Annotated in this window: 11 protein-coding genes; 5 read left to right on the forward strand and 6 right to left on the reverse strand. The window is 66.7% G+C overall.

Going from position 1 to position 13,452, the window contains the following annotated elements:
• Window positions 1-113: 113 nt before the first annotated feature.
• Both VEIS_RS12505 and groL read left to right on the forward strand, forming a co-directional pair.
• On the forward strand, window positions 114-404 hold the full coding sequence (locus tag VEIS_RS12505; RefSeq protein WP_011810312.1) for a co-chaperone GroES: 291 nt from the start codon (window positions 114-116) through the stop codon (window positions 402-404).
• A 48-nt stretch (window positions 405-452) separates the two neighbouring features.
• Window positions 453-2,111 (forward strand): chaperonin GroEL, encoded by a 1,659-nt coding sequence (gene groL, locus VEIS_RS12510; RefSeq protein WP_011810313.1) that lies wholly within the window; start codon window positions 453-455, stop codon window positions 2,109-2,111.
• Between the two features lie 86 nt (window positions 2,112-2,197).
• On the opposite strand, the gene VEIS_RS12515 is transcribed toward groL, so the two are convergent.
• The 3 genes from VEIS_RS12515 to edd all read right to left on the reverse strand — a co-directional run bounded on the left by VEIS_RS12515 (window position 2,198) and on the right by edd (window position 5,140).
• The gene (locus VEIS_RS12515) at window positions 2,198-2,527 is read right to left on the reverse strand and encodes a DUF805 domain-containing protein (RefSeq protein ID WP_011810314.1); all 330 of its coding nucleotides are present in this window, start codon (window positions 2,525-2,527) and stop codon (window positions 2,198-2,200) included.
• A 163-nt stretch (window positions 2,528-2,690) separates the two neighbouring features.
• Window positions 2,691-3,368 (reverse strand): bifunctional 4-hydroxy-2-oxoglutarate aldolase/2-dehydro-3-deoxy-phosphogluconate aldolase, encoded by a 678-nt coding sequence (gene eda / locus VEIS_RS12520; RefSeq protein WP_011810315.1) that lies wholly within the window; start codon window positions 3,366-3,368, stop codon window positions 2,691-2,693.
• Entirely contained in the window at window positions 3,359-5,140 is a 1,782-nt protein-coding gene (gene edd / locus VEIS_RS12525; protein ID WP_011810316.1) for a phosphogluconate dehydratase, read from the reverse strand. The genes eda and edd overlap by 10 nt, the downstream gene beginning before the upstream one ends.
• Before the next feature lie 98 nt (window positions 5,141-5,238).
• Here edd and VEIS_RS12530 point away from each other — a divergent pair, with 98 nt between their 5' ends.
• Both VEIS_RS12530 and VEIS_RS12535 read left to right on the forward strand, forming a co-directional pair.
• Entirely contained in the window at window positions 5,239-6,138 is a 900-nt protein-coding gene (locus VEIS_RS12530; protein WP_011810317.1) for an SMP-30/gluconolactonase/LRE family protein, read from the forward strand.
• Between the two features lie 270 nt (window positions 6,139-6,408).
• The gene (locus tag VEIS_RS12535; RefSeq protein WP_011810318.1) at window positions 6,409-6,807 is read left to right on the forward strand and encodes a nuclear transport factor 2 family protein; all 399 of its coding nucleotides are present in this window, start codon (window positions 6,409-6,411) and stop codon (window positions 6,805-6,807) included.
• Window positions 6,808-6,820: 13 nt separating this feature from the next.
• Here VEIS_RS12535 and pobA read toward each other — a convergent pair whose 3' ends face one another.
• The gene (gene pobA, locus VEIS_RS12540) at window positions 6,821-7,993 is read right to left on the reverse strand and encodes a 4-hydroxybenzoate 3-monooxygenase (RefSeq protein WP_011810319.1); all 1,173 of its coding nucleotides are present in this window, start codon (window positions 7,991-7,993) and stop codon (window positions 6,821-6,823) included.
• Window positions 7,994-8,301: 308 nt separating this feature from the next.
• On the opposite strand from pobA, the gene VEIS_RS12545 reads away from it, so the two are divergent.
• The gene (locus tag VEIS_RS12545) at window positions 8,302-9,276 is read left to right on the forward strand and encodes a helix-turn-helix domain-containing protein (protein WP_232287678.1); all 975 of its coding nucleotides are present in this window, start codon (window positions 8,302-8,304) and stop codon (window positions 9,274-9,276) included.
• Between the two features lie 486 nt (window positions 9,277-9,762).
• Here the strand turns inward: VEIS_RS12545 and VEIS_RS12555 are convergent, their stop codons facing one another.
• Both VEIS_RS12555 and VEIS_RS12560 read right to left on the reverse strand, forming a co-directional pair.
• Window positions 9,763-11,205, reverse strand: a complete 1,443-nt coding sequence (locus VEIS_RS12555) for an HlyD family type I secretion periplasmic adaptor subunit (RefSeq protein WP_011810321.1) — start codon at window positions 11,203-11,205, stop codon at window positions 9,763-9,765.
• Window positions 11,199-13,451, reverse strand: coding sequence for a type I secretion system permease/ATPase (locus tag VEIS_RS12560; RefSeq protein ID WP_011810322.1), 2,253 nt, complete (start codon window positions 13,449-13,451; stop codon window positions 11,199-11,201). Before VEIS_RS12560 ends, VEIS_RS12555 begins: the two co-directional genes overlap by 7 nt.
• Window position 13,452: the final 1 nt, after the last annotated feature.

Genomic DNA, 13,452 nt, shown 5'->3' on the forward strand with positions numbered 1-13,452 from the left:
TCATTAGCACTCTCCGCTGGGGAGTGCTAAAGCGCTTCCCCTGTCGGGAGTTTGGTGGCGCCGGGATGGCCTGGCGCCGAGTGATTGATTTTACTGACAACAGGAGCAATGCAATGAACCTTCGCCCTCTGCACGATCGCGTGATCGTCAAGCGTATTGAAAGTGAAACCACGACCGCCTCCGGCATCGTGATCCCTGACAACGCCGCTGAAAAGCCCGATCAAGGTGAAGTGCTGGCCGTCGGCCCTGGCAAGAAGAACGACAAGGGCGAGTTGATCGCCCTGAACGTGAAGGTCGGCGACCGCGTTTTGTTCGGCAAGTACTCGGGCCAGACCGTCAAGGTGCACCGCGACGAGTTGCTGGTCATGAAGGAAGACGATCTGTTTGCCGTGGTCGAGAAGTAATTCCGCCCCGTTCCCAAGCAGACTTTTTACTCAATTCGGAGATATCAAATGGCAGCAAAAGAAGTGGTTTTCGGCGGCGAAGCCCGCGCTCGCATGGTCGAAGGCGTCAACATCCTGGCCAACGCGGTCAAGGTGACCCTGGGCCCCAAGGGTCGCAATGTGGTGATCGAGCGCTCGTTCGGCGCCCCCACCGTGACCAAGGACGGCGTGTCCGTGGCCAAGGAAATCGAGCTCAAGGACAAACTGCAGAACATGGGCGCGCAGTTGGTCAAGGAAGTGGCCTCCAAGACCAGCGACAACGCCGGTGACGGCACCACCACCGCCACCGTGCTGGCACAGGCCATCGTGCGCGAAGGCTTCAAGTACGTGGCCGCCGGCATCAACCCGATGGACCTCAAGCGCGGTATCGACAAGGCCGTGACGGCGCTGGTGGCCGAACTGAAGAAGGCGTCCAAGCCCACCACCACCTCCAAGGAAATCGCCCAGGTCGGCTCGATCTCGGCCAACGCCGACGAGACCATTGGCAAACTGATCGCTGACGCGATGGACAAGGTGGGCAAGGAAGGCGTGATCACCGTGGAAGACGGCAAGTCGCTCGAATCCGAACTCGATGTCGTCGAAGGCATGCAGTTCGATCGCGGCTACCTGTCGCCCTACTTCATCAACAACCCGGACAAGCAAGCGGCCCTTCTGGACAACCCCTTCGTGCTGCTGTTCGACAAGAAGATCAGCAACATCCGCGACCTGCTGCCCACGCTGGAGCAGGTGGCCAAGGCGGGCCGTCCGCTGCTGGTCATTGCCGAAGAAGTCGAGGGCGAAGCCCTGGCGACGCTGGTGGTGAACACGATCCGCGGCATCCTGAAGGTGGTGGCCGTGAAGGCCCCCGGTTTCGGCGACCGCCGCAAGGCCATGCTGGAAGACATCGCCATCCTGACGGGCGGCAAGGTCATCGCTGAAGAAGTGGGCCTGACCCTGGAGAAAGTGACGCTGGCCGATCTGGGCCAAGCCAAGCGCATCGAAGTGGGCAAGGAAAACACCATCATCATCGACGGCGCCGGTGCCGCTGGCGACATCGAAGCCCGCGTCAAGCAAGTGCGCGTGCAGATCGAGGAAGCCACCTCCGACTACGACCGCGAAAAGCTGCAAGAGCGCGTGGCCAAACTGGCCGGCGGTGTGGCCGTGATCAAGGTCGGCGCAGCCACCGAAGTCGAAATGAAGGAAAAGAAGGCCCGCGTCGAAGACGCGCTGCACGCAACCCGCGCAGCGGTGGAAGAAGGCGTGGTCGCCGGTGGTGGCGTGGCCTTCCTGCGCGCCAGGCAGGCCATTGGCGGCACCATCAAGGGTGACAACGCCGACCAGGACGCCGGCATCAAGCTGGTGCTCAAGGCCATCGAAGCGCCGCTGCGCGAAATCGTGAACAACGCCGGTGGCGAAGCCTCGGTGGTGGTCAACGCGGTGCTGGCCGGCAAGGGCAACTATGGCTTCAATGCAGCCAACGACACCTACGGCGACATGCTGGAGCTGGGCATTCTCGACCCCACCAAGGTCACCCGCACGGCCCTGCAGAACGCCGCTTCGGTGGCCTCGCTGCTGCTGACGACCGAGGCCATGGTGGCCGAAGCGCCGAAGGACGATGCGCCTGCCGGCGGTGGCGGCATGCCTGGCATGGGCGGCGGCATGGGTGGCATGGGCGGCATGGACATGTAACTGCCAGATCGGTGTGCCCGCGCAGGCACACTGCGCCCAACGAAAGCCCGCAGGTCTTACGGCCTGCGGGCTTTTTCAATGGGGCTTCATTTCTCGTGCGGCTGGACCCACCAGTACGCCAGCAGGAGCCACAAGATGGGAACGATCAGCAGCAGTTGCCACCAGCCCGAGCGGCCAATATCGTGCAGGCGACGCGCCCCCACGGCCAGGCCCGGCAAGAACAGCGCCCAGTAAACGAGGGTCAAAACCAGTTCCAGATATCTGACATCCCCTCCCAGCATGACGGTCAAGAGCGCGGCGGCGAGCATGGCCAGTATCTGGAACAGAAAAAACCACCAGAACTCCGAGCGCGATGCCTTGCCCGAAAAGGTCGCGTACTGCCCCAGGCAGCTGTTGACGGCCGAAAGAAAGTCCATGGGAGATGCCTCCATCGAATGCGCGTTGCGAACGGTTGCCTGGCCCATCCCGCGCCATGCCAAGACGAACCCCGGTCACGGCACCAGCGCCACATGTGGCAATCTGGAAGCTACATATTTTGATAGCTCAAGGCAATGACTGAATCTGCGCCAGCGGCTGATTTCATTCAGAAGAACCCGGGCCGGCATTGCGCAGCGCATGGCTTGCGCGCGCCAACGCGGTGATGCGCGCCCAGTCACCGGCGCGTATCGCGTCTGCCGGCGTGAGCCAGGAGCCGCCCACGCAGCGCACCTGGGGCAGCGCCAGGTAATGGGGCGCGCTGGCCTGGGTGATTCCGCCGGTGGGGCAAAAACTGACCCGGGCAAACGGGCTGGCCCAGGACTTGAGCAAGGCAATGCCGCCCACGGCCTCGGCGGGAAAGAGCTTGAGGAACGAGAACCCGTCGGCCAGCGCTGCCATGATCTCGCTGGACGTGGCCACGCCGGGCAGCAGCGGCAGGTTCAGCCGCTGGCAGGCGCTGCCCACGGCGGCGGTATAGCCCGGGCTGACGGCAAAGCGGGCGCCGGCCTGGCTGGCGCGGCGGGCATCGTCGGCATCGAGCACCGTGCCCACGCCAACCACGGCTTCGGGCAGGTGGCGCGCAATCGCTTCGATGGCCGGCAGGCCGGCAGCCGTGCGCAGCGTCACTTCCAGCACCTTGACCCCGCCGGCCAGCAGCGCCTCGGCCAGCGGCAATGCGTCTGGCACGCGGTCGATCACGATCACCGGGATGACCGGGCCATGGCTGGCAATGTCCAGCAGTTCGGTCGCAGGAACACGAGAGGCAGGGGTCACAGCCATGTGCAGGCACCTTGTTCGGCGCCGCCTGCGTGGCGGCGAAAGTGGTGAAAAAGCTCCCGGCCAAAGCCGGTGGCGGCGGGGGCGGTGCAGGCGGCGGGGGTGCGGGCCGCCCATTCGGCGTCGTCGAGCAGCACATCCAGCGTGCCGGCCACGGCGTCTACGCGCACGATGTCGCCATCGCGCAGCTTGGCCAGCGGGCCGCCGGACAGCGCCTCGGGCGTGACGTGGATGGCGGCGGGCACCTTGCCCGAGGCTCCGCTCATGCGCCCATCGGTCACCAGCGCCACCCTGAAGCCCTGGTTTTGCAGCACGGCCAGCGGCGGCGTGAGCTTGTGCAACTCCGGCATGCCGTTGGCCTGCGGGCCTTGAAAGCGCACCACGGCCACCAGGTCCTGCTGCATCTGGCCGGCGTTGAAGGCGGCGAGCAGGTCCTCCTGCGCATCGAACACCCGGGCCGGGGCCTGCACCACATGGTGCTCTTCGGGCACGGCAGAGACCTTGATCACCGCGCGGCCCAAGCGGCCTTGCAGCAGGCGCAGGCCGCCGGTGGCCGAAAACGGCTGCCGCGCCGGGCGCAGCACGCTGTCGTCGCCCGAGCGCAGCGGGGCGCCCTGCGCGCCTGCGGCAATACCGCCGGCGTTGATGCTCAGCGCGTCGGCGTGCATCAGGCCGTGGGCCAGCAACTCGCGCAGTATCCACGCCGGGCCGCCTGCGGCCTGGAACTGGTTCACATCGGCCTCGCCATTGGGGTAGATGCGGGCCAGCAGCGGCACGGCCGATGACAGTTCGTCAAAGTCCGACCAGTCGATCACCATGCCCGCGCTGCGCGCGATGGCCACCCAGTGGATCAGGTGGTTGGTCGAGCCGCCGGTGGCCAGCAGCGCGACCATGGCGTTGACGATGCAGCGCTCGTCGACCAGCCGCCCGATCGGGGTAAAGCGCTGGCCGCGCTGACCGATGGCCAGCACGGTGCGCACTGCGGCACGGGTGAAAGCCTCGCGCTCTTGGCTGTCGGGCGGCGCAAATGCCGCGCCGGGCACATGCAGGCCCATGGCTTCGAGCAGCATCTGGTTGCTGTTGGCCGTGCCGTAAAAGGTGCAGGTGCCGGGGCCGTGGTAGGCCGCCGATTCGGCCCGGAGCAACTCGTCGCGCCCCACCCGGCCTTGCACATACTGCTCGCGCACGCTGGATTTTTCCTTGTTCGACAGGCCCGAGCCCATCGGGCCTGCGGGCACGAACACGCAGGGCAGGTGGCCGTAGTGCAGCGCGCCGATCAGCAGGCCGGGCACGATCTTGTCGCACACGCCCAGCAGCAGCGCGCCGTCAAACACATCGTGCGACAGCGCCACCGCCGTGGCCTGCGCAATCGTGTCGCGCGAGAACAGCGATAGTTCCATGCTTGGCGTGCCCTGGGTGATGCCATCGCACATCGCGGGCACGCCACCGGCGACCTGCAGCGTCGCCTGCTGCCTGGCGGCTTCAGCGCGCAGCAAGGCGGGGTAATTTTGGTACGGCTGGTGCGCCGACAGCATGTCGTTGTAAGCCGTCACCACGCCGATGTGGGGCGCCTTCTCGAGCGTGACCCGGATCTTGTCGGCACCGGGCAGCGCAGCATAGGCGTGGGCCAGGTTGGCGCAGCCCATGCGGTCTTGCGCCGGTGGCCGCGCCAGCATGGCGGCGATGCCGGCCAGGTAGGCGCGGCGGCTGTCTGCGCTGCGCCCGACGATGCGGGCCGTCACGCGCGCTACGACTGAGTGAATGGGTGTCTCCATCGCGGGGGCCGCCTTGGGTGAATGGGTGTCGAACGGGTGTCAACCGGTGGGAGCCTACAATGTAACTCGATAACTCCCGTTGCTTCAAGCGATCACCGATGCAAACCCTGCCGCTGCCACCGTCCGAACTCGGCGAGTCGCCGTTCTGGCATCCGCATGAAAAACGCCTCTACTGGTGCGACATCCAAGGGTTTGCGCTGCATGCCTGGGAGCCTGCCACGGGCCGGAGCTGGCGATGGGAAATGCCCGCCGAGCCTGGCTGCTGCGCACCGGCGCCGGACCGGCACTGCGTAATCGGATTACGTGACGGCTTTCATCTGCTGGACACGGCCAGTGGCGCCCTGCGCTGCCTGGCCCCGTTGCCGGCCGCCCGGCACGACCCCCGGCGGCTGCGCCTGAACGATGGTCGCTGCGACACCGCAGGCCGGTTCTGGGCCGGCTCGATGGTCACGCCGCGCACCGCGCCCGATGCCGCGCTGTGGCGGCTGTCGGCCGGCGCCGGCGGCTATCGCCTGGAGCAGATGGCGGGCGACAACTTCACCGCCAACGGCCTGGCTTTCAGCCCCGACGACCGGTTCATGTACTGGTCCAACACCCCCGAGCACCGTATCGACCGGTTTGACTTCGATGCCGCCACCGGAGCCATCGGCAAGCGCCAGCCCTGGGCGCATTTTGCCCGCAAGGAACCCGGCCAGCCCTACGGCGGCCGCCCCGATGGCGCAGCGGTGGACCGCCAAGGCAACTACTGGGTGGCCATGTACGAGGGCGCCTGCGTGCTGCAACTCGCGCCCACCGGCGCGGTATTGCAGCGCATCGCGACCCCGGTGCAATGCCCCACCATGGTGTGCTTCGGCGGGGAAGATCTGCGCACGCTGTACATCACCTCGGCCCGCGCGGGGCGGCCCGAGCAAGAGCGCAATGCCAGCCCTGCGGCAGGCTGCCTGTTCAGCACCCGGGTCGAAGTGCCGGGGCTGGCGGTCAACTTCTTCAAGCCATGACCGGCTGACCGACACGGACTGGCGCACGACGGCCGGGCGCCTTGCCGCACACGGCCGCATGGCCGCATGGCCGCACCGCCGCACGGCCGCATGGCCAGATTGCGGGCACAGCCTGTGCGCGCACCGGCCTGCGGGCACGAGCAGACCCGGCACGATGGCTTGGGTCGCCGACCCGCAGGCTGGTGTAACCCAAGCGCAGGCCCTGCATCGCGGCCGCCGGCCCGGCCCCACCCTTGCGCCCGGCCTGCCCGAGACCGCAAAATCCCGCCCATGAACTCCCCGCCACTGAACACCGTGCGCCGCTATCTCGCGGCATTGCATGCCAGCGACACCGCCGCCTTGCTTGCCTGCTTCGAGGCCGAGGGCTGCGTGGTCTCGCCCTTTCTGGGCACCATGCCCGCGCATGCGTTCTTTCCCAAACTGGCACAGGCGTCGGCGCGCAGCGTGATCACGCCCATCGACCTCCTGGCCAGCGTGCAGCCGGGCACCGAAGGCACCCGCGTGGCCGCCTACTTCCGCTACGACTGGACGCTCAAGGACGGACAGATCGTCAGCTTCGACTGCGTGGACCTGTTTGACTTTGCCCCCGACAGCGACCGCATCGCGCGCATGACCATCGTCTACGACACCCACCCGCTGCGCGCAGAAGTGGGCGACAAGTACGCCTGACCGATCCTGCGGCTCAAAACGGCAAACCCACATAGTTCTCCGCCAGCGAGCGCAGGGCCGCCTCGGACGAGAACAGATAGGCCAGCTCCGTGTCCTGCAACCTCTGGTCGTAGGCGAGCGCATCGGGAAAGCTGTGCAGCATGTTCGTCATCCACCATGAAAAGCGCTGCGCCTTCCACACCCGCGCCAACGCCTTCGCCGAGTACCCGTCAAGCCCCGTGTCGTCGCCGTTTTGGTAATGCGCCAGCAGCGCGTGGTACAGGTAATGGACATCGGAGGCGGCGCTATTGAGCCCCCGGGCACCGGTGGGCGGCACGATGTGCGCGGCATCGCCGACCAGGAACAGCCGGCCGTAGCGCATCGGTTCGGCGACGAAAGAGCGCAGCGGCGCGATCGACTTTTCGATCGCCGCGCCCGTGACCAGTTTGTCCGCCACCGACCGGGGCAGGCGGCGTTCGAGCTCGGCCCAGAACGCCTCGTCGGACCAATCCTCGACGCGCTCCGACGACGGCACCTGTATGTAGTAGCGGCTGAGCTGCGGCGAGCGCAGCGAGCACAGCGCAAAGCCCCGGGGGTGCTTGGCGTAGACCAGTTCGGGGGACACCGGCGGGGTGCGCGAGAGCAGGCCCAGCCAGCCAAACGGGTACAGCTTTTCGTACTCCTTGAGCACACCGGGGGGAATGGCCTGGCGGCTCACGCCATGAAAGCCGTCCGCGCCGATGACGAAGTCGCAGTCCACGCGCGCCAGTTCCTGGCCGATGCGATAGGTCACCGCAGGGCTGGCGCTGGTCAGCCCCTGGGGTTGCACCGCTTGCACGTCGTGGATGACGCTGCCGTTCATGCGCTCGCGTGCCGCGTACAGATCGCGCGTCAGCTCCGTCTGCCCGTACACCAGCACCGAACTGCCGGCGCTGTACTTGTGCAAATCGATCCGGTCGAGCCGCCCCTCATGCGCGATCAGAAAGCCGTGATGAATCTGGCCTTCCTGGTCCATGCGCGTGCCGCATCGGGCCAGGCGCATCAGCGCCGCAAAACCATGCTCGAGCACGCCAGCGCGGATGCGGCCGAGCACATGCTCGCGGCTTTGCCGCTCCAGCACCACGCTGTCAATGCCTTGCAGGTGCAGCAACTGCGCGAGCAGCAGCCCCGAAGGGCCGCCGCCGATGATGCAGACCCGGGTTTTCATGGGCATCTCCCGTGCGTTGATGTCGTGATGATCTGGCGTCTGGTGCTGCCGGCGCGGCGGCAACCTGTGCGCTAGTGTCGCGTCACCGATCAGATGTCGTAGGCTGCGCGCAGCCATCGGAGCGCAGCGCAAGGCGCAGCGCGCAGCCAATACCGAGCGTATTGGCAAGCGATGCAACGCCGCGATGCGCTTCGATGGCCAGCGCAGACCGACAGATGATCGGTGACGCGACACTAGGAGCCGGACGATACGTGGCGCAGGCAGCCGGTTCAATAGCCGGATTCATCCAAAACATGCATATTCCGAACATGGACGGCATTCAGTCATACAGCTTGTTCGGCGAGTCCCGGCATCTGCCCGATGTGCTGCATTGCGAGACGATTGCCGCGCGCTCGGTGCTGCATGGCTGGGAACTGGCGCCACACCGGCATCTGCGGCTGCACCAGTTGCTGCTGATCGAGTCAGGCAGTGGCAGCGCGCAGTTGGACGGCGACCGGCAGGCGCTTTTTGCTGGCGCGCTGATCAACGTGCCCCCCGGCCATGTGCACGCCTTTCGCTTTCAGCCGCACACGCAGGGCTGGGTCACCACGCTGGCCGACGAGTTCATGGACCAGCTTTTCGTGCGCGTGGGCGATGTGCGGCGGGATCTGGCGCGGCCCGCGATCGTGCGGGCCGACCCATGGATCCGCCAGACCATGGGCCAGATCTGGCAGGAATTTTCCGGCCGCTCCAAAGCCCGCGCCCTGGTGCTGCGCGGGCTGAGCGCCTGCTTGCTCGGCTGGACGGCCCGGGCCATGGCGCACAACGCGCCCGCCGAGGTGCCTGTCCATGCGCCCGCGCATATGTCCACGCATATGTCCACGCCCGCGCCCGCCGCCATGCCCGCAAGCACGCCCGCACCGGAGTCGGACCTGTTGCAGCGGCTGCAAGCACTGATAGAGGCGCATTTTGCGCAGCCCTGGCGGGTGGCCGACTACGCCCGCGCGCTGTGTGTTTCGCCGACCCACCTGAGCCGGGTGGCCCGGGCCAGCACCGGCGTGTCTGCGCTGCGTTTGATCGAGGCCCGGCGGATGCGCGAAGCGCGGCGCAACCTGGCCTACACCCACCTGAGCATCGCCACGATTGCCGACACCCTGGGCTATACCGACCCGGCGTACTTCAGCCGCGCCTTCACCCGCGATGCCGGCCTGTCGCCACGCAGTTTCAGGGCGCAGGTCTCGGCACCGGGGCCGGGCCAACCCCCCGGCAAGAGCGCACAGCGCGCTGGTCCCGGGTCTTCGTGACCCCGGGTCTTCGTGACGGTGCCCGGCCCGGTGACTTTCCATCCCGCCCGGCCTCTGCGCAGATGCTTTGGCCCCCATGGGTACTTTGCCCGCCCGAGACCTTCGGCAATCAGCGCGATCACCAGACTGTCGAGGCAAACGCCTTCCGCTTTGGCGCGTGCACCGCGTTGCGCATGAATGCTTTTGCGAACACGGGCAACAAACCTGGTGCCGGGTGGTATGGGCGGCGCGGGCGGCTTGGGCGGCGGGCCTGGGCGACCGGGGCCGTGGCCGCGCAGGCCCAAGCCGGCGCGGCGATCGTGCCTCGGAAATGCGCTTTCATACGGGAGATCTCCAACGTCGTGCGCCTGATCCGGTGCTGATCCGCTGATCCGGTCGTTTGCGTGCGGCGCCCGATGGTACGGACGGCGGCGGGCAACCAGGCAACCCTGGCGCACAGCGCACAGTGCACAGTGCACAGGCCAGGCGCCGCCGTGCCCGGCCAGTTCAGCGCTCGCGCAAACTCTCGCTGGTGTGCTGCATCAGTGGCGACAGGAAATATTCGATCACCCGCCGCTTGCCGGTTTTGATCTCCACCGAAACGGCCATGCCGGGGCTCAGGCGAACGGGCTGGCCGTCCACATCGATGCTGGCCTTTTCCATCCGGACCCGGGTCGAGTAGATCAGACCGCGCCGGTCGTCGTTGATCGCGTCATGCGAGACCGATGCGACCTTGGCGCGGATGGTGCCGTACTTGGTGTACTGGAACGTCTCGATCTTCACTTGGGCATCCTGCTGCGGTTTGACGAAGCCGATGTCCTTGTTCTCCAGAAAGGCTTCGACCTCCAGCGCGTTGTCGCGCGGCACGATCAGCATCACCGGCTGCGCCGGCGTGACCACACCACCGAGCGTGTGCAGCGCCAGTTGTTGCACGGTGCCGTCCACCGGCGAGATCAATTGCATCAGCCGGCCGCGCACATCGGCCCGCAGCAGGTCTTGCTCCAGCGCTGCGGCTTTTTGCTGGCCGTCGGTGATGCTGTCCAGGCTCGCGCGCCGGGCCTCGGCCATCGATGCCTCGCGCTGGCCATGGGCTTCGCGCAGCGCGGCCTCGATCTCTTGCAGGCGGTTGCGCAGATGGGCCAGATCGGCTTCTTGCTCGATATGCGCCTGCTGGCGCTCCAGATAGCCGTGCTTGGAGACGAAGTCCTGATCGAGCAGGTGCCGGAAGTCCTGCTCGCGTTGTTTGGCAATCAGCACCGTCTGCTCCAATTTGTGCACCAACTCCCGAACCCCGCGCAGTTCGGCTTCGCGCTTGGCCGTTTCGGCTTCGATGCGGCTTTGCCTGGCGCTGTATTCGGCCATCTGCCCGGCCAGCAGCAGCCGGGCTTGGGTGCACCGGGCGTCATCGACCCGCGCCGGGCAGTTCAGCCGCAGCGCGCGCCCGCTGTCCAACGCCGCCAGCATGGCCTGGCCGCGCGCCACTTGCAGTCTGGCCGCCGCCAAGTCGCCCTGCACCCGTTCCTGCTCCGCTTGCGCACTGGTGGCATCGAGCTCGATCAACACGTCCCCGGCGTTGACCTGTTGGCCATCGGTGACGTGGATGGCCTTGACGGTGGCGGTCTCGAAAGGCTGGATGGTCTTGGTGCGGTCGTTGGGCACCACCTTGCCCTGCGCCGTGGCCACCACATCGATATGTCCAAAGCTGGCCCACAGCAGCACCAGCGAGGCAAAGCCGATCAGCAGCCACAGCGCGACACGCGGCGCGGGCGAGACCGGCGTCTCCTGCAGCGACAACGCGGCCGGCAAGAACTGCGCCTCATGGGGCAGGCGTTCGACAGGCTGCATCTGATCGCGCTGGCGCCAGGCTGCGCTGAACGCAGCGCCGTAGCGGCGGCACAAATCGGCCAGGGTCTGCGCGCCCGGGCGCTGGACGGGTGCCGGCTTCAGCATTGCTGCAACCGGTGCAGCCGCGCATAGTGGCCGGCCTCAAAGCCCAGCAATTGGGTGTGTGTGCCGGTCTCCACGATTTGTCCGCGCTCCATCACGATGATGCGATGGGCCGCGCGCACGGCCGACAGCCGGTGCGCGATGATGACCACCGTGCGGCCGGCGCAGATCGCCTTCATGTTGTCTTGTATGACGCGCTCGCTCTCGTAGTCCAGCGCGCTGGTGGCTTCGTCGAAGATCAGCACGCGCGGGTCGCTCATCAGGGCGCGGGCAATCGCAATGCGCTGGCGCTGCCCGCCCGACAAGGTGCAGCCATGCTCGCCCACCAGGGTGTCGTAGCCTTCGGGCAATTCCACGATGAACTCATGCGCCCCGGCCAGGCGCGCCGCTTCGATCACCGCCTGCAGCGGCGCGCCAGGCTCGGCCAACGCAATGTTCTCGCGCACGCTGCGGGCAAACAGCGTGTTTTCTTGCAGCACGACCCCCATCTGGCGGCGCAATGAGCTGGCATCGGCCAGGGCCAGGTCGATGCCGTCGATCAGCACCCGGCCGCGCTCGGGAACGTAAAGACGCTGTATCAGTTTGGTCAGCGTGCTCTTGCCCGAGCCCGAGCGCCCGACGATGCCGATCACCTCCCCGGCGCCGATGTCCAGCGATATGTCCTTGAGCACCTCGGGGCCGTCCGGCCGGTAGCGAAACACCACGGCATCGAGCGTGATGCGCCCGGCCAGCGCCGGCACGGTGCTCTTGTGGCCCGCTGCCTCGGTGCGCGTGTTCAAAATGTCGCCCAGGCGCTGCACCGCAATCCCTGTCTGCTGGAAGTCCGTCCACAGCTGCGCCAAACGTATCACCGGCTGCGCCACCTGGCCGGCCAGCATGTTGAAGGCGATCAGCTGGCCGACGGTCAGTTGGTTGTCTATGACCAGTCTGGCGCCGGCATACATGGTGGCCACCGTCACCAGTTTGGAGATCAGGCTCACGCCACTGCCGGCAAAGCTGCTGACGGTGACGGTCTTGAAACTCGCGGACACGTAGGCGGCCAGTTGCTGATCCCATTTGCGCGTCCAATGCGGCTCCAGCGCCAGGGCCTTGACGGTGTCGATGCCGCTGATGGTTTCCACCAAAAAGGACTGGTTCTCCGCGCTGCGGTGAAAGCGCTCGTTCAGGCGCGCGCGCAGCAGCGGGGTCAACAAGGCCGACAAGATCACATAGCAAGGCAGCGAGAGCACGACGATCAGGGTCAGCCAGCCGCTGTAGTGCAGCATCACGGCGATGAACAGCACCGAGAACAGCAAGTCGAGCACCACGGTGATGGCGCTGCCGGTGACAAAGGCGCGGATGTTCTCCAACTCGCGCACCCGCGCCACCGAGTCGCCCACTCTGCGTGCCTGAAAATATGCCAGCGGCAGGGCCAGCAGGTGCCGAAACAGCCGCGCGCCCAACTCCACATCGATGCGGCTGGTGGTGTGCGCGAACACAAAGCTGCGCAAGGTGGTGAGCAAGACCTCGAACAGCACCACCACCGTCAAGCCGAAGGCAATCACATCCAGCGTGGTAAAGCCCCGGTGCACCAACACCTTGTCCATCACCACCTGGAAGAACAGCGGCGTGATCAGCGCAAAAAACTGCAACACCAGGCTGACCAGAAAAACCTCCGCCAGCAGCTTGCGGTACTTGACGATGGCCGGAATGAACCAGGTGAAATCGAACCGGGCCAGTTCATTGGCCATCGACGCGCGCGTGGTGAACAAGATCAGCTCGCCGCTCCAGCGCGCTTGCAGTTGCGCCACCGTCAGGGTCTCGGGGTGGCCCACGCTGGGCGATTGGATCAGGACCCGGGCGCCCTCGGCGCGTGCATCGTGCCGCGCCAGAATGAAAAAATCCGGCGCTGCGCCAGCGCGCCGTCCAACGGCCACGGCGGGCAGCGGCGTCGTGGCCAGGCGGGCCGCATCCACCTTCACGGCCTTGGCTTGCAACCCCAGGCGCTTGGCGGCCAGCAGCAGGTCGCTGGTCTCTGAAGGACGGCCAACCACGGCCAATTCATGCGCCAACTGATCGGCATCGGCTGCAATCCCGTGCCAGCGCGCAATCAACCCGACGCAGGCCAATCCGGTGTCGATACCGGGCGAAGGCGCTGCCGGGGCTGGTGTCGTCGTTGCTGCTGCTGCTGCTGGCGGCTCATGTCCGGTGCTCGATGCGAGCGTTGCCGGTTCTTGCCGGGGCCGGTCGTCGCGGGGTACTGCTGTCATC

The organism is Verminephrobacter eiseniae EF01-2 (assembly GCF_000015565.1).
Lineage (GTDB): Bacteria > Pseudomonadota > Gammaproteobacteria > Burkholderiales > Burkholderiaceae_C > Acidovorax > Acidovorax eiseniae.

Coding starts and splice junctions, on each gene's coding strand:
- edd (WP_011810316.1), bottom strand. CDS start 5,140: ATGGAGACACCCATTCACTCAGTCGTAGCGCGCGTGACGGCCCGCATC.
- groL (WP_011810313.1), top strand. CDS start 453: ATGGCAGCAAAAGAAGTGGTTTTCGGCGGCGAAGCCCGCGCTCGCATG.
- eda (WP_011810315.1), bottom strand. CDS start 3,368: ATGGCTGTGACCCCTGCCTCTCGTGTTCCTGCGACCGAACTGCTGGAC.
- pobA (WP_011810319.1), bottom strand. CDS start 7,993: ATGAAAACCCGGGTCTGCATCATCGGCGGCGGCCCTTCGGGGCTGCTG.
- VEIS_RS12505 (WP_011810312.1), top strand. CDS start 114: ATGAACCTTCGCCCTCTGCACGATCGCGTGATCGTCAAGCGTATTGAA.
- VEIS_RS12530 (WP_011810317.1), top strand. CDS start 5,239: ATGCAAACCCTGCCGCTGCCACCGTCCGAACTCGGCGAGTCGCCGTTC.
- VEIS_RS12555 (WP_011810321.1), bottom strand. CDS start 11,205: ATGCTGAAGCCGGCACCCGTCCAGCGCCCGGGCGCGCAGACCCTGGCC.
- VEIS_RS12545 (WP_232287678.1), top strand. CDS start 8,302: ATGGACGGCATTCAGTCATACAGCTTGTTCGGCGAGTCCCGGCATCTG.
- VEIS_RS12560 (WP_011810322.1), bottom strand. CDS start 13,451: ATGACAGCAGTACCCCGCGACGACCGGCCCCGGCAAGAACCGGCAACG.
- VEIS_RS12515 (WP_011810314.1), bottom strand. CDS start 2,527: ATGGACTTTCTTTCGGCCGTCAACAGCTGCCTGGGGCAGTACGCGACC.
- VEIS_RS12535 (WP_011810318.1), top strand. CDS start 6,409: ATGAACTCCCCGCCACTGAACACCGTGCGCCGCTATCTCGCGGCATTG.